Below are 15252 nucleotides of genomic sequence, written 5' to 3' on the forward strand. Positions count from 1 at the left end.
GATAAATACGCATGTGTGGCACGGGCTCTGGATCAGGTTCCATCGTCCAGCCCGTGCGCAGCGTTATCTGTCGGGGTCAGCGCGAGGCGATTCCGGCCACGCGCTTTGGCAAACCACCACACCGTCCATGCCCCAAGCAAGGTGGCGAGCACGGCGAAGGCAAGGATGACATTGCGGATTCCCAACGGTGCGGCCAGCAACGCCACCATTAAGCCGGCAAATGGCTGGGAGGCGTTGTTGAGCAGCGTGATCACGCCGACCGTCTTGCCGAAATCCTGAGGCGGTATCACCCGCTGCCGGAGGGTGCGCATGTAGACGTTGAACATCTTGTCGAACCCGACGATCAGCAGGAAACCCAGCGCATATCCGGGCAGATTCGGGCTGAGGGCGCAGACGAATGCGCCGATCGCGATCATCGAGTAACCGACACTGCCCAGCAGGCGAAGCGACCACACCTTGCGCGCGAGAACAAACAGAATCGCGATGGTCGTGACCGCACCGACCGCTTGCAGCCCGGCGTAAGTGTCCTTGCCGGCGCCGTACTGGCCGATGACCATGGCTGCCGAGGTGGCGAGGGTGACGCCGACGATCAGGTTGACGCCCACCGCCAGCGTGATGATCTTCCTCAGCTCGGCGAAGCTCACGATGTGCCTGAATGCGACCCGCAAGGGTTGCAGCCAGACATCGTGATGTTGCTCAAAGGCCGGCAGCGTAACCCGGCTCGAACGTTGCCACGCTCGCAGGCTCAGGTCCGCCAGCAGGAACAGGCCGGCGACCCAGAGCACCACCCAATGCCACGCCCAGACTTCGAGCATCAAGGCCGCCAGCACAGGCCCGAGCACCAGCCCGGTCTGGTCGGCAATCTGAGAATAGGACAGGGTCTTGGTGTAGCTGTATTGCTGGAAGATATGTGGCATCACCACTTCGCGCGCCATGATGCCTTGGGTGGTCAACACCCCGCACAGGGCGGACAACGCGATGAGCCAGCCGATGCCGCCCACCATCCCGTAAAGCCCCATCGCCAGCACACAAAGCACTGCTCGATAGACCTGACTGACGTGCAGGATCCTGACCGGCGAGTACTTGTCGCACAGCGCGCCGCACAACGGAAACGCCAGAAATCGCGGCAGCGATTCCACGAAAAAGGCGAGCCCTGCCCACGAGGCGCTGTCGGTCGTCTGGAACACCACCAGCGGCACGATGAATAACAGAATCTGATCCGCCAGCCGCGACAGAAACAGCGAGGTAAAAAAAGCGAGATAACCCTTACGCACATAAACTCCTGTCGTTGAGCGGGCTCGTTGCCTTTGGCTGAGCAGGCTGGCCGGGCGGTTTCGATGATACGCACTCAAGCACGCCACGGCGGCTCGGGCTGGAATGACTCCTGCAGCAGGCGCATGAAGTTGCGGGTTCGCTCCGGCAGGCCGTCGCGCTGGTGGGTGAGGGCGACCACATCGGCGTCCGGCAGTTTCCAGCCGGGCAGCAGTCGCACAAGCGTTCCCTGCGCCAGGTCGTGGGCGACGTCCCACTCCGAGCGCAGGATGACGCCGAGTCCGTCGCAGCCCCATTGCTTGATGACGTTGCCGTCATTGCTGCTCAGGGAGGCCTGTACCCGCACGCTTTTGCTGTTTCGACCGCGGTTGAAATGCCAGAGGGTGACGTCTTCGTTGTTTTCCCGCAGGGCGATGCATGGCAGCTCGGCAAGCTGTTCCGGAGATTCGATCGGGCCGTGCCGTGCGATGAACGCCGGTGAGGCGCAGACGTACCGGCGGTTGGCTGCGAGGGTTCGACACACCAGGTTCGAAACGCCGAGCTGGCCGATATGGATGACCACGTCGAAGCGATCTTCAACTTCCAGCATCGGCTGATCGGACAGGGTCAGGACGATTTCGACTTCAGGATGCAGGAATTTGAAGGCTGCGACCGAGGGCGCGACATACTGCCGGCCGAAGCCGAACGGCGCATTGATTTTCAGTTTTCCGACGAAGCCCCGGCGGCGTTCCTGCAGGTCTTCGAGCAAGGTATCGAACTGCTGCAACAGGCCTGTGCCCCGCGCGCAGAGCAATTCGCCCTCGTCGGTGAATCGCAGTCGACGCGCTGAGCGGTCCACCAGGCGGACGTCGAGTTTCTTCTCCATCAGCTGAAGTCGCTGAGTGACCGCGGAAGGCGTCAGGCCCAGTTTTCGGGAAGCTTCCAGCAGGCTCTTGCTCTCACGGATGATCAGCAGAAAGCGAATTTCAAAAGCGTCGATCATTAAGAAATACTGAATTATAGAGTGAATGAAGCTAACGTTCAGACCGGTAATTTGCGTCTTAGAATAGCGCCATTACCGGAGAGAACACATGCCCGATCTGACTGAAACCCCCTTGCTGTTATTGGACCGTGACCGGCTGGACGGCAACATTCTGCGCATGCGAAACACGTTGGCACCGTTCGACGTCACGTTGCGGCCTCACGTTAAAACCAACAAATGCCTGGAAGTGACCGAGCGCCTGTTCGACGGTGCAAAAGGGCCGATTACTGTGTCGACCCTGCGCGAGGCTGAGTTCTTCTTTGCTGCCGGTTACACCGACATCCTGTATGGCGTGGGCATCGCGCCCAACAAGTTCGCCCACGCAGCGCGCCTGCTGGAACAGGGAGCGGCGCTGAAGCTGGTGCTGGACAACCTTCAAACCGCTCGCCTGCTGGCTGACTTTGCCCGCGACTGCGACTCATCGTTCGAGGTGTTGCTGGAGGTCGACTGCGACGGGCACCGCTCGGGAATACCGCCGGATTCTCCGTTATTGGTCGACATCGCCCGGCTGCTCGAAGGAAGCGGGGTTAAGGTCAGCGGCGTCATGACCCACGCCGGAAACGCTTATGACAGCCAGTCTCGCTCGGACATCGAAGCCTTTGCCCGTCAGGAACGTGAGGCCGTCGTCAACGCTGCCGGACTGCTGCGAAAGGCCGGCTTCGAGACACCGATTGTCAGCGTCGGCTCAACGCCCACGGCGCTGTTCGCTCAGGACTTGGCCGGTGTCACGGAGGTCCGCGCAGGCGTGTTCGCGTTCTTCGATCTGGTGATGGCCGGGTTGGACGTCTGTGACGTGCAGGAAATTGCCGTCTCGGTGCTGACGACGGTCATCGGCCATCAGCCGGAAAAGGGCTGGGTCATCGTCGACGCCGGCTGGATGGCGCTGTCGCGCGACCGAGGGACGGCGAAGCAGCGCGTCGATCAAGGCTATGGCGTCGTTTGCGACCTGTCCGGCCGACCCGTCGCAGACCTGATCGTGACGGCGGCGAACCAGGAGCATGGAATCATCACCTCACGCTCCGCGAATCCTGCTGCCGTCCAGGCGCTGCCCGTGGGCACTCAGTTGCGGATCCTGCCCAATCACGCCTGTGCGACCGCTGCCCAGCATGCCGGTTATCACGTCTTGGCCGAGGGGCGTCGTGTCGGTTACTGGCCACGCATCTCGGGTTGGTGAATGGGCGTCTGAAAGCGCTCGTGGCCCGCTTAAACCCATGGCTTTAACGCATGAAGAGGAAAGCATCGATGAAAGTCGTCAACTCAAAAGACCTGCCTGTGCCGGGCGGTCATTACTCGCACGGGGTGGTCTCGGGAAATTTGCTGTTCGTGTCTGGACAACTGCCGTTCAACCCCCACACAGGGACCTTCCCCGAGGGCATGGAAGCTCAGTTTGCCCAGGCCATGGCCAATGTGGAGGCCGTGCTGCAGGCGGGCGATGCAACATTGGCAAGCTTGATCAATGTGCAGATCTTCATCTCGGACGTGGCGCACTGGCCGCTGGTGAACGCGCTGTACGCCCAGTTTCTCGGTACCCACAAGCCTGCGCGCGCAATCATTCCCTGCGGCCAGTTGCATCACGGTGCCCTCGTGGAAATCACCGCCGTTGCCGAACGCGTCAACCCTGAACAGGAATCGCTGAAATGACTTCCCCTGCGCTGCGATACACAGGTCCCGTCCAGCCCGCCGCGCCGGTTGAACTGGTGCTGTTTGATTTGCTGACCGCCTTGCTCGATTCCTGGACCTTGTGGAATTCCGTCGCTGGATCAGAGCAGATGGGGCGGACCTGGCGGATGGCTTACCTGAAAGCGACTTATGGCTGCGGCCGTTATCGGCCCTACGAAACGTTGGTGGAGGAGGCTGCGATCGAAGTGGGTCTGGGCCCTCGGGCCGCTGCCCGACTGGAAGCGCGCTGGGGCGAATTGCAGCCGTGGGCAGAGGCCAAAGCCGTGCTGGCAGCGCTCAAGCCTGGTTATCAGTTGGGAGTCGTGACCAACTGCTCGGACAGACTGGGTCACATCGCGGCCGACCTGCTGGGTGTGCCGTTCGACGTGATCATCACCTCTGAGAAAGCCGGTTTCTACAAACCGGATCCTGCGCCTTATCGGCTGGCGTTGGAAACTGCAGGCGTCGAGCCGGCTCATGCCGTGTTCGTTGCAGGTTCAGCCTATGACCTGTTCGGCACGCAGAAAGTGGGGCTGCCGACGATCTGGCACAACCGCATTGGTCTGACGGCGCCCGAGGGCGCTCCTGAACCGCTGATCACAAGGCCCACTCTGGAGAGTCTGCAAGCGGACCTGGCGAGCATCGCGGTGCAGGCATAGAACGTACCTTCGGGTCAGCTGTTGAGCGACATCGGTTTTTCGCCGCCCGGCGGCAAGCCAAACACCTTGCGCACGCCGTTCAGGAACGCGCCATAGGGCCGGCCCAGCAAGAGCATCATCAGGGCCGCGCCGAGGGTGCCGCGTACCAGACCGCCTCCCGATGCGCCGCTGAAGGCAATGATGGCCGCGTAGATCGGCACTTGAAAACTGACCAGGGCGATACTGTCCCAGAGCAGCATGGACGCCCGGCCAGGACCGGCGCGCTTCATCAGCCAGTCCCGCCACAGGCCGTAAGGCCTGGCGACGGGAATCATCAGCACGGCGCCGAGCAGGCGCGCATGCAGGACCTGATCCCAGGTCATGCCGGCAATGAAACGCTCATTGATGATCCCGGTGGTCGTGAAAAACAGGATCAACGCCGTGGTGTCCGCCAGAAACGCGGTGCGACGCAGTGTCCGTTCGGTAGGTGGCTGCAAATCCCGTCTCCTTCTGGTCATGTGCAAGGTGTCAGGCCAAGTGAAACCTGACTGTTCGGGACATTCACTTTGCCAATGGCGAAACTGTAACTTAGCTGTGCGCGCGACGCCCGAAAGGAATGTAGAAGATGATTCATCATCTGTGAACAACGGCAGCGCGTGTCATTCAGACCTCGTTGGAGTCCTTAAGACAGCAAACGGCGGTAGTCAAATGCACCTGTTTATTTTGCAGGTTATTGATTTATATAAACTTTAAAAATGGCACGCTTCATGTAATCACTCGGTAAGCATTCTGACTACCGAGGTGAAGAAAAATGAAGAGTGAGTTCGGCAATCGTCTGGCAGTGGTCACGGGCGCCAGTTCGGGGATTGGCCTTGCGCTGGTGCAGCGGTTACTCGAGAGCGGGGCATCGGTCGTGGCCATGGCGCGAAGTCGTGGCGGGCTGGCGCCGTTGGAGGAAGTCGCGGGAAGTCGACTTCACGTCATCCAGGGCGATGTGCGGGAGCCTGCCGATCTGCAAAGGGCCGCGTCTTATACTCGAGCCCTCGGCCCGGTGGACTTTCTGGTGCCCAACGCCGGCGTGGCGGTGCTGCAAGACACCCTGGACACGAACGGCTTTGATCGTAACTGGTCAGTCAACGGAGCCGGAGCGCTCAACACGTTGTCGGCTTTTCGGACTCAGCTGGCGTCGCCGGCATCGGTGGTGTTCATCGGCACGTTTCTCAGCGCCTTGGCGTTCCCCGGCCTTGCTGGCTACATCGCCTCGAAAACCGCGTTGACCGCCCACGCCCGCACACTGGCTGTGGAACTGGCGGGCGCCGGCATTCGTGTGAACGTGGTGTCGCCAGGCCCGACGGCGACACCGATCTGGAGGTCCCTCGGCCTGGACAACGTCAAGCTGACCGCGGTGGCGCAGGCCGTCAACGAGCGGTTGCTCGACGGCACGTTTCTGGAGCCTGAGGCGGTGGCGGATGTGATCATGTTTCTGCTGTCCGGCAGCGCCCGCAGCATCTACGGCCAGGAAGTCATCGTCGATGGCGGGTACACGCTGCGCTAGCGCGTGAACCCATGAAGACCGGCACGGTGCGTTATTCGTCTTCGATGCCGAGTGCCGGTCTTTGATTAATGCTCGAAGGCCAGTGGTCAACCCGCAGCCTTCTGATGCGATTTGTGTTGTGCCGCCCTGCAACAAGGCCGGGCTCAGCGTCCTCCCTTGATTCGCGCATCGGTCATGCCCGCTGCCTCAGGCCGTGGGCCTGGCTTCCTGGAACCCATGGTCACGAAGAGGATGCCGCCTGCGATCGCGATCACGCCTGCCGTCAGCGATGGGGTCAGGTGCTCGCCGAGCATGGCAACCGACATCAGCAGCCCCACGATCGGTACGCCAAGCATCGCCGACGCCATGCTGGTGCTGGAAAGCCACATGCTTGCCGCATTTACGGCACAGAAACAGAACGCGGTCGCCAGTGGCCCGACGAACAGGATGACCTCCCAGAAGGTGCGTGATCCATCCCCTGAAAACGGGCCTTCCACTGCTCGGGCGAGTATCAGCAATGGCACCGACGCGACGAGCATTTGCCACGGCGCCAATTGATACGCACTGGAGTCTCCCTTGTAGTAGCGCAAGTGGAGAATGCAGATGGCCCAACAGAGTGACGCGCAGAGCAGCAGCAGATTCGCGCGGATGATCAAACCGTTGTTCCAGTCGAGCGCCATCGGATTGAACAGCACCGCCACGCCGGCAATGCCGAGCAACGTGCCGATCAGTTGGGTGCGAGTGAGTCTTTCACGAAAGAACAGCACAGCGGCCGGCAGTACCCAGAGCGGCGTGGTGTAAGCGAGCACCGCTGAACGTCCGGCCGGAATGTCCGCCATGGCCACCGAGCCCAATACGGTGAACGCCAGCATCTGCAAAAGGCCAACGCTCAAGAGCAGCGGCAGATCCCGGCGTGTCGGCAGGCGCAAGGTGCCGGTGATGAGTTGTAACGCGAAGAGGCAGGCGGCGCCGGTGACGAATCGACTCGCGGAAAACCAGATGGGCGTGATGTGCGACAGCCCGGTTTTCATCACTGGCCAGTTGGCCCCCCAGATCAGGATGGCGATCAACAGCAAGGCCAGGCCGTTGGCTTGTCTGGACCTGAGGTTGAATCGGGTTTGTCCGCCCTGAGTGCAGGCTGCCGCGCCGGGACATTGATCGCTTGCGTTCCCCATGATGCTCACCTCATTAGTTGATGAGGTCATTTTAAATGATGGGTATCAGATTATTTCTCTCAAGATCCTTGCCAATCGCCACTACGCAGTATAAATATTCTTCAAAAACGTCAATTTGAAGAGTAAATACCCTATGCATCGTTTGGATCGCACCGATGTGAACATCTTGAATCAGCTTCAGGCTGACGCCCGGATTACCAATGCCGAGCTGGCGCGTGCGGTCAATCTGTCGCCGACGCCTTGCTTCAACAGGGTCAAGGCCATGCAGGAAAAAGGGCTCATTCGTCAGCAGGTGACGCTGCTCGATCCAGAGCCGCTGGGCTTGCACCTGAACGTCTTTATTCACGTCAGTCTGGAGAAGCAGGTCATCGAGGTGCTGGCGCGATTCGAGGCGGCGATTGCCGAGCGCCCGGAAGTCATGGAGTGCTATCTGATGTCCGGCGATGCGGACTATCTGATCAGGGTGCTGGTGTCGTCCATTCAGGCGCTTGAGCGGTTCATCCTTGACCATCTCAGCAAGATTCCCGGCGTTGCGAACATTCGTTCCAGCTTTGCTCTCAAGCAAGTGAGGTACAAAACCGCCTTGCCGCTGCCGCCCAACGGAATGACCCTGATTGAAAAGACCTGATCGAGTGGTGCGCACCTTTCAACACGACGCTGAGCTGGCGTCGCCTTAACGGAGGTGCCAGGGCCGTGGGACAGGTGAGGTGCCAGCGCGTGGGAGGCAAGTTGAAGCGATGGACACGCTGCCCGGGTGGCGGACAGCGTGTGGAGATGGGCGGCCGACTGGCAACCTTAGCGGGTGGAAGGTTTCGAGACCTCCAGTCTGAATACCTTGAGCGGCCATTGGACCTTCGACGTTCCCCCGTTGAACAGGCCGACCCGATCGACTTGAGCGGCCGGCAGGTAAATGCGGCCTTGCGGATCGAATGCGGGGGCATCTACCCAATGCAGTGCAGGGTCGGAAACGATGCTCTCAATGTTGCCTGAGACGCTGATGCGCTTGAGGGTATCGGTTGCCAGGTCGCTGAAATAGAAGTTGCCTTGCTTGTCCATCGCCGTGCCGCCCACCGGAGGCAGGTCACGCCAGAACTGAACGCTGGCGGAGAGTGACTCAGGCGCCAGCGCGGCATCGTTGAGCAAGCGTGTTTCAACCTTGTACCACGGGCCTTCGAGCGCGGCGAAGTACAGCCATTTGCCGTCGATGCTGGTTTCCAGCGGGTCGGAATGAACGCGCAGTGCCGTGCCATCGGGAGCTCTGACCACCTTGCCGCTCAGGACGATATCTCTGTCTGCCGGTGCGTGGGTCGCCGGGCTGTCCTCTAGAACCCGGCGCATCGAACCGTTCTTCAGGTCCAGCACAACGATGCCTGGCACGCCCGCATCGCTCAAGTAAGCGTGATCGCCGTTGAAGCGGATGTCATCGATATAGCTGCCGTCTTTGGCGATCGTGGAATCGAGCACGATCACTTTGACCGTTTTGCCGGACTGCACATCGACGACCACAAGCTTTGCGCCGCCGGGGATGACATGCCCGCCGAAACCGGTGACGCCAGCGTCGACGATCCACAACTGCCCCCGGTCATCCTGATGCAGGGCGTTGACGTTGATGAACCGCTGCGACGCGGGAATCGATGCATCGTCGCTGTTCCAACGGGCGTCTGGAAAAGCAACGGGCTCGCCGCTGGCATTCAGTCTGGATACCGACGGTCCTTTCATCCCTGTCCATTTGGGACCTGATACGTAGACCTTGCCGGCGCTGTCGACAGCGACGGCGTTCCACACCGCCTGCGAGGCATGAGCGACCACCTCGAGCGCACTGTCGGCGGCATTGGCATTGGCATTGGCATAAGCGGCGAATACGCTCATGGCCACGGGAACCAGCCAGCGTTTCTTGAAGGTTGTCATCGGCGAAACTCCGTTGAGAGTTGAAAGTAGAAGACGATGATCGCGTTTCCCGAATATCCTGATAATCACGTCAATACTGGAAAGAATTTCGTCGCTATGAAGAAGATCATCCGTCTGGACGACCTGCACATGTTCGTGACAGCCGCCAAGTTGGGCAGTTTTTCAGCGGCGGCCCGTGCGCTGGACACATCCCCCGCATTCGCCAGTGCGGCCATTCAGAGGCTCGAGGGCCAGCTCGATGTGCGCCTGTTTGTGCGCTCCACCCGGCGCCTGCGCATTTCCGACGAAGGTGAGCGCTACCTGCCTCATGCCGAGGCGGCATTGATTGCGCTGACCAGCGGCGAAAGGGCTCTGGATGAGGGGCGTGACGAGTTGTCGGGGCCGATACGGTTGTCCATGCCGTCGGACCTGGGACGCAACGTGCTGCTTCCGTGGCTCGAAGCCTTTCAGGCCGAGCATCCACTGATCCAGTTGCAACTGCGCATCAGCGACAGCGTGGTCGACTTCTTCACTGACCAGATCGATGTCGGCATTCGTTATGGCCTGCTTGCGGATTCAAGCCTGATCTCGCTGCCTCTGGCGCCGTGGAACCGGCGCACGCTCTGCGCGTCACCCGATTACCTGGCCAGGCATGGCGTGCCGGAAAACCTGGATGCCTTGACCCGGCACAATTGCCTGCGCTACGTCATGAGCGAGCAGACCCACGAGCGGTGGACCTTTCATACCAGAAATGGCCCGAAAACCGTGGTGGTGACAGGCGATCGGGTGAGTGATGACGCGGATGTCGTGCGTCGTTGGGCGGTGAGCGGAGCGGGTATCGTTTACAAATCCCGAATCGATGTCATGGCCGACCTCAAAGCCGGACGGCTGGTCGAAGTCTTCGCCCAGGAAGTGGGTCAGCCTGCTCCCTTGCAGATGGTCTGCGCACACCGTCACTCGCTCACGCCTGCCGTGCATAAGCTGCGCACATTTCTCGCGGCGCGGTGCAGCCAGTTGCACGATGTCCCGCGCGACAGCCAGGACATCACGCCCCCGCCGCTGGATCAAGAGGCGGGCTTGATGTAGTTGGCCGTACCGTCGATCCAGTCCTGGCGGGCTGGAGTGAAGACATCGACGTCGACAGTGCCGTCCTCCAGCGAACGAAACTCATGGGGCACATTGGCCGGAAACACGATCACTTCCCCGGCGCGGACCACGAAGCGCTTTCCTTGCGAGAAAACTTCAACCGATCCCGCGGTAATCCAGGTGATCTGTTCGTTGACGTGGTGGTGCAAAGGGACGACAGCGCCTTTGGCGAAAACCCATCTGGCCAGCGTGCTTTGGGCGTTGTGAACGGTTTGACGGGTGATGCCGGCACCCATGTTCTCCACCGGAATCTGACTGAAGTCGTACAGGTCCGGCAGGGCATGCCGGAAGGGCGATATCGTCGGTTGCTGGCCTTTTCCGGGCGCATCGGCGATCGACGGCTCAGCCGCGATGGACTGACCGCTCAGGAGAACGAGTGAGGCGAGGAGCGGAAGGGCGAATGCTTTCATGTTGAAACCCAATAAGTTGCTGCAGGCGCCGAGACTGCGGTGGCGCCCGGCGCAGTGTTCAAGGAAGGGCGGTCAGCCTCATTGCACGAGGTCGAGCACTCGGACGTCCAGCGGGGCGGCCAACAGTGGTTCCGCCGTTTTCAGGAACTGCTGGAAGTGGCCTGAAGCGGCGTGCTCGTCGAGTGCTTTTTGATCCCGCCAGATCTCGTAAACGATCAGCACTGTCGAGTCGGCGCGATCGACATGCAGGTCATACCGAATGCAACCCGGCTCCTGCCTCGAGCGTGGGACTAGCGTCTGCAGTGCATTCAATAACTGCGTTTGCGCGCCTTTGACCGCCTGCAGTGTGGCAACCAGGTAGAGCGGTGTGGCTGGGCTGGATTGGCTGTTCATCAGATGACCTTCCGGCAGAGTGTGTGAGGTGGCGATCAGCGGGCGATCACGATTTTTCCGATGGCTCGGGCGGATTCCAGTCGATCATGGGCAGCCCCGGCGCCTTCTCGGGTAAACGCAAAACGCTGGTCGATCAGCGGCCGTATCAGACCTCTGTCGACGAGCGCCGCGACCCTGCGAAGGATGTCGCCATGATGCTTTCGCTCGACGTTGTGAATGATCTGAATGGGCATGAACACCAGATCGAGCTTGAGCCCTTTGAAATGCATGTCGGTCAGGTCATAGGTGTCGTAGCCGATGATGGAAACGACGTGACCTTTGAGTTTTGCGGCTTTGAGCGAATTCTGCAAAACCTTGCCCCCGAAGGTGTCGAACACCGTGTCGAAGCCCCTGGAACCGGTAATGCGTTCGCTGTATTGCTCGGGCGTTTCGGCGTTGTACAGCGCGATTTCATCGGCGCCCAGTTTTTGCGCGATGGCCGCCTTTTCGGACGTTGAGACAGTGGTGGTCACCCGGGCCCCCATGGCCTTGGCCAGTTGAATCGCAATATGCCCCACGCCACCGGTGCCGCCCTGAATCAGCACATCATCCATCGGCTTGATCGACGCGCGATCCACCAGGGCTTCCCACGCGGTGATCGATACCAGCGGCAGCGCGGCAGCGTCGGCGAAGGACAGCGACTCAGGCTTGAGAGCGATCAGGTCCGCATCGGCCTCCATCTGCTCGGCCAGTGCGCCCGGAATACCGACGACTCCGCCGGCACAGCCATAAACCGCGTCGCCTACTTTGAAGCCGGTCACGCCTTCGCCCACGGCGCTGATGATGCCTGCCACATCCATATGCAGAACCGCCGGAAAGGTGAGCCCTGCAGTCCCTTCGCTGCCTTGACGGATCTTGGTGTCGACAGGGTTCACACTGGTCGCCTGCACGTCGATGACCACATGGCCGGGACGGGCCTGAATGTCCGGCAGGTCCATGTCTTCGAAGACTTGAGAGTCCCCATGCCGGTTGATGACGATCGCTTTCATCGTTGCTCCAGAAGTCAGTTCACAATGGCTGAAAATTATCATCGAGCAACTGGAACGAATAGGCCATAATCGTTGCGACTTACGGTCCCATTGGTTGCTAATACATGCTTGATTCCATCGATGACTTGCGATTCTTCGCCGAGGTCTATGCCAGCGGCTCCATTCGTGCCGCCGCAGAAAAACTCGGCATCAGCCCGGCCGGTGGCAGCAAACGGCTGCTGGGACTTGAAGATCGCATCGGTCATCGCCTGTTCAATCGCACGACGCGCCGCCTGAGCCCGACGACCTACGGCGAACACTTTCACCCCCATGTGCTGACCATCCTCGAAGGCGTCGATGCCGCTCAGCGCGTGCTCGCCAACGATGCCGACATCGCCGGCAGACTGCGTATCACTGCGTCGGCGACGCTGGCGCGCAGTTACCTGTCAGAGGTGGTGAGCAGTTACCTGAATCGCTACCCGAAGGTGTCGGTGGAGCTGGATCTCACAGACCGCATGGTCGACCTGATCGCCGAGGGCGTGGACCTCGCCATCCGCTACGGCGCGCTGGAAGACTCAACCCTCATCGCCCAGCAGATCACGCCCTGCAGACGGCTGGTCTGCGCGTCCCCCGCGTACTGGCGCGACCACGGCATGCCTTCGAGCCCGGCGCAGCTCAGCGCGCACACGGCCTTGATCATCGGGGCGCAGCGGCGTTGGGTCTTCGCCCGTGACGATGTCCAGGAGGCTGTGCGCATGCGAGGAAGGTTCGCGGCCAGCATGGGGGAGGTCGTGAAACAGATGGCCCTCGACGGACATGGCGTTGCACTGCTCGCCGACTGGCACGTTGCCGAGGATTTGAGAGCAGGGCGTCTGGTCGAGGCGCTGGCCGACTGGAGCGTAGAGCCTCCGATCGGCATCTTTGCGGTCTACCCGTCGCGAGAAAACGTTTCGCCTGCCGTGCGCAGCTTTATCGCCCACCTCAAACAGCAGGTCAGCGAAAAGCCGTTGGCATGACGTGATGGCCGAGGCCTGTTCAGCCCACGCACTCCAGGCCTGAGCAGGCGCTGCGTGGCAAGGGCCGTCGACCGTCCGGCGTTCAGACACCCGGCGGGAAATCCGTGGAGAAAGCAAGTTCGCGTTGAGCTTCCAGGTCCGCCAGGCGCTTGCCGATTTGCTGATGCATCGCGTTGAAAGCGTCACTGCCCAGCGCAATGCGTCGGGGCGCCGGATGCTGGTCGACGCTGTCGATCATCACTCGCACCATTTTTTCGGGATCACCCTGAGGGACCGCGGTGGCGGCCTCGATCATCTTGCGTGCGAGGTTGGCCGGAGAGTCATCGTACGCCGCAAGCGGCGGCGTGAGCTGCGAATTGGCATATCGAAAACGGGTTCGCGCGCTGCCCGGTTCGATCAACGTGCAGCCAATATTGAACGTGGCGACCTCCATTGAAAGTGCGTCGAGGAAGCCTTCAATGCCCCACTTGGCGGCGTGATACAGCGAAGCGCCAGGAAACGCGGCTTGCCCGCCCACGCTCGACAATTGAATGATTCGCCCGCCGCCGGTGTCACGCAGATGAGGCAGCGCCGCGCGAATGACCTGCATCGAGCCGATCAGATTGGTGTTGATCTGATGGAAAAGTTGCTCATCCGTCGCTTCTTCCGCAGCCCCGAAAAGCCCGTAGCCGGCGTTACTGACCACAACGTCGATCCGGCCGAGCGCTGCGAAGGCACGGTCGACGACGGGGCGCACGGTCAGCGTCTGGGCCACGTCGAGCTCGGCCAGCCATAAATGTTCAGGGTAACGCGCCTGAAGGTCGGCGACGCTGGACAGCGTTCGCACGGTTCCCGCAACCCGGTCGCCGCGGGCCAACAGCTGCTCAGCCATGATGCGACCAAAGCCGCTGCTGATTCCGGTAATGAGCCATGTACGTTGCATCTGGAGTCTCCTTGGAAAAACAGGATGTCCATTTTAGGGGCGGGTATTGTCCGATTGATGAGGTATCCTCTCGTTTTCATGCGCGAAAATCTGATATGCACGCTGATCCCTTTTCTGACCTGTTGTGGATGATGAACGCCCGAACAGTTGCCTCGGGTGGATTGATGGCCGGGGGCAAGTGGGCGCTCGACATTCCCGCTCCGGATAACGTGAAGTTCTGGGGTGTGGCACGGGGCAGTTGCTGGCTGAAAATCAAGGGGGTCAGAAAGCCCATTCATCTGCAGTGCGGTGAAGTCGTGCTGATGACCGCCGCGCAGCCCGTCATCATCGCAAGTGATCTGAAGGCACCGCGGATGGCGCTGCAGGATTTGCTCGGCTCCCGCCAAGGCGCCATTGCTTACCTGGGCAGCGGTGAAGAGTTTTTCATGATCGGCGGTAACGTTCAGCTGGCTCACGCAAACGCCGATCTGTTGTTGAACGCGCTTGCCGGACACGTGCATATCAGCGCCGAGTCAAGGAGAGCGCCAAGCTTGCTCTGGTTGTTGAACCGGATGATCGAGGAGCGCGAAGAGGACATGCCCGGTGCGTCGGCGGCTTCGTCGCAACTGGCGCATCTGCTGTTCATCCAGATCCTGCGCGCCCATCTCGAAGGGGGAGGGAGGGTCGATCCCGGTTGGCTGAAAGCGGTGAGCGACAAGCGTCTGGCTCCCGCTCTTCGTTTGATTCACAGCGATCCCGGGCGCACCTGGCCGCTGGAGACGCTGGCCCACGCGTCGGCCATGTCTCGCGCGGCGTTCTCGGCGTATTTCAAAAGTGTCGCGGGCATATCCCCCGTGGCGTATCTGACGGCGTGGCGAATGAAACTCGCCGAACGAGCGCTGCGCGAGGAGCGGGTGTCACTCAGCGCACTGGCCCAACGACTGGGGTACGGGTCCGACAGCGCCTTCAGCAACGCCTTCAAACGGCTCACCGGCGTTTCACCCAGCCACTACCGGAACGCCCACGCAATCGACGGCGAGGGATGATCGAGCGTTGCTCCGTCGATCCCGCTGATCCTGCGCCTCGCCCATACCCCAACGCACCGCGACGCTGAATTCAGCACGAACCTTCAAGACCCTGTTCCTGCACGGGCGATCATTCCCGCAACACCGCTGTTGCGACGGGCGCAAAGC

At 60.9% G+C, this 15252-nt stretch carries 17 protein-coding genes; 8 read left to right on the forward strand and 9 right to left on the reverse strand.

Annotation, left to right across the window (positions count from 1 at the left end):
* Positions 1-32 precede the first annotated feature (32 nt).
* Together QRN36_RS14895 and QRN36_RS14900 are read right to left on the reverse strand one after the other, a co-directional pair.
* Positions 33-1274, reverse strand: coding sequence for an MFS transporter (locus tag QRN36_RS14895; RefSeq protein WP_285424740.1), 1242 nt, complete (start codon positions 1272-1274; stop codon positions 33-35).
* Positions 1275-1348: 74 nt separating this feature from the next.
* Positions 1349-2254 (reverse strand): LysR family transcriptional regulator, encoded by a 906-nt coding sequence (locus QRN36_RS14900; RefSeq protein ID WP_285424741.1) that lies wholly within the window; start codon positions 2252-2254, stop codon positions 1349-1351.
* A gap of 88 nt (positions 2255-2342) precedes the next feature.
* Between QRN36_RS14900 and QRN36_RS14905 the strand changes: the two genes are divergently transcribed.
* The 3 genes from QRN36_RS14905 (at position 2343) to QRN36_RS14915 (ending at position 4611) form a co-directional block, all read left to right on the forward strand.
* Entirely contained in the window at positions 2343-3467 is a 1125-nt protein-coding gene (locus QRN36_RS14905; protein WP_285424742.1) for an alanine racemase, read from the forward strand.
* A gap of 68 nt (positions 3468-3535) precedes the next feature.
* On the forward strand, positions 3536-3934 hold the full coding sequence (locus tag QRN36_RS14910; RefSeq protein ID WP_285424743.1) for a RidA family protein: 399 nt from the start codon (positions 3536-3538) through the stop codon (positions 3932-3934).
* Positions 3931-4611, forward strand: coding sequence for an HAD-IA family hydrolase (locus QRN36_RS14915; protein WP_285424744.1), 681 nt, complete (start codon positions 3931-3933; stop codon positions 4609-4611). Before QRN36_RS14910 ends, QRN36_RS14915 begins: the two co-directional genes overlap by 4 nt.
* A gap of 14 nt (positions 4612-4625) precedes the next feature.
* Here the strand turns inward: QRN36_RS14915 and alaE are convergent, their stop codons facing one another.
* Positions 4626-5087 carry an L-alanine exporter AlaE gene (alaE, locus tag QRN36_RS14920; protein ID WP_285424745.1) on the reverse strand — a complete coding sequence of 154 codons (462 nt, stop codon included), beginning with the start codon at positions 5085-5087 and terminating at the stop codon, positions 4626-4628.
* 314 nt (positions 5088-5401) lie between these two features.
* Between alaE and QRN36_RS14925 the strand changes: the two genes are divergently transcribed.
* Positions 5402-6145, forward strand: coding sequence for an SDR family NAD(P)-dependent oxidoreductase (locus QRN36_RS14925; RefSeq protein WP_285424746.1), 744 nt, complete (start codon positions 5402-5404; stop codon positions 6143-6145).
* Between the two features lie 143 nt (positions 6146-6288).
* Here the strand turns inward: QRN36_RS14925 and QRN36_RS14930 are convergent, their stop codons facing one another.
* A complete protein-coding gene (locus QRN36_RS14930) occupies positions 6289-7299 on the reverse strand; it encodes a DMT family transporter (protein WP_285424747.1) in 1011 nt (336 codons plus the stop codon).
* A gap of 133 nt (positions 7300-7432) precedes the next feature.
* Here QRN36_RS14930 and QRN36_RS14935 point away from each other — a divergent pair, with 133 nt between their 5' ends.
* Positions 7433-7927, forward strand: coding sequence for an Lrp/AsnC family transcriptional regulator (locus QRN36_RS14935; protein ID WP_285424748.1), 495 nt, complete (start codon positions 7433-7435; stop codon positions 7925-7927).
* Positions 7928-8094: 167 nt separating this feature from the next.
* Here the strand turns inward: QRN36_RS14935 and QRN36_RS14940 are convergent, their stop codons facing one another.
* Complete coding sequence (locus QRN36_RS14940) at positions 8095-9207, reverse strand: L-dopachrome tautomerase-related protein (protein WP_285424749.1); 1113 nt, start codon at positions 9205-9207, stop codon at positions 8095-8097.
* Between the two features lie 105 nt (positions 9208-9312).
* On the opposite strand from QRN36_RS14940, the gene QRN36_RS14945 reads away from it, so the two are divergent.
* Positions 9313-10272: a LysR substrate-binding domain-containing protein gene (locus QRN36_RS14945; RefSeq protein ID WP_373568754.1), complete on the forward strand. Its 960-nt coding sequence runs from the start codon at positions 9313-9315 to the stop codon at positions 10270-10272.
* Here the strand turns inward: QRN36_RS14945 and QRN36_RS14950 are convergent.
* From QRN36_RS14950 to QRN36_RS14960, 3 genes are all read right to left on the reverse strand, one after another.
* Positions 10251-10742 (reverse strand): cupin domain-containing protein, encoded by a 492-nt coding sequence (locus QRN36_RS14950; protein ID WP_285424751.1) that lies wholly within the window; start codon positions 10740-10742, stop codon positions 10251-10253. The genes QRN36_RS14945 and QRN36_RS14950 overlap by 22 nt on opposite strands.
* A gap of 78 nt (positions 10743-10820) precedes the next feature.
* Complete coding sequence (locus QRN36_RS14955; protein WP_285424752.1) at positions 10821-11135, reverse strand: putative quinol monooxygenase; 315 nt, start codon at positions 11133-11135, stop codon at positions 10821-10823.
* 35 nt (positions 11136-11170) lie between these two features.
* The gene (locus tag QRN36_RS14960; RefSeq protein ID WP_285424753.1) at positions 11171-12163 is read right to left on the reverse strand and encodes a zinc-dependent alcohol dehydrogenase family protein; all 993 of its coding nucleotides are present in this window, start codon (positions 12161-12163) and stop codon (positions 11171-11173) included.
* Between the two features lie 104 nt (positions 12164-12267).
* Between QRN36_RS14960 and QRN36_RS14965 the strand changes: the two genes are divergently transcribed.
* Positions 12268-13158, forward strand: a complete 891-nt coding sequence (locus QRN36_RS14965) for a LysR family transcriptional regulator (RefSeq protein ID WP_285424754.1) — start codon at positions 12268-12270, stop codon at positions 13156-13158.
* A gap of 82 nt (positions 13159-13240) precedes the next feature.
* Here the strand turns inward: QRN36_RS14965 and QRN36_RS14970 are convergent, their stop codons facing one another.
* Complete coding sequence (locus tag QRN36_RS14970; protein ID WP_285424755.1) at positions 13241-14080, reverse strand: SDR family oxidoreductase; 840 nt, start codon at positions 14078-14080, stop codon at positions 13241-13243.
* Positions 14081-14091: 11 nt separating this feature from the next.
* On the opposite strand from QRN36_RS14970, the gene QRN36_RS14975 reads away from it, so the two are divergent.
* The gene (locus QRN36_RS14975) at positions 14092-15105 is read left to right on the forward strand and encodes an AraC family transcriptional regulator (RefSeq protein ID WP_285424756.1); all 1014 of its coding nucleotides are present in this window, start codon (positions 14092-14094) and stop codon (positions 15103-15105) included.
* Positions 15106-15252 lie beyond the last annotated feature (147 nt).

Source organism: Pseudomonas sp. efr-133-TYG-103a (assembly GCF_030209235.1).
GTDB lineage: Bacteria > Pseudomonadota > Gammaproteobacteria > Pseudomonadales > Pseudomonadaceae > Aquipseudomonas.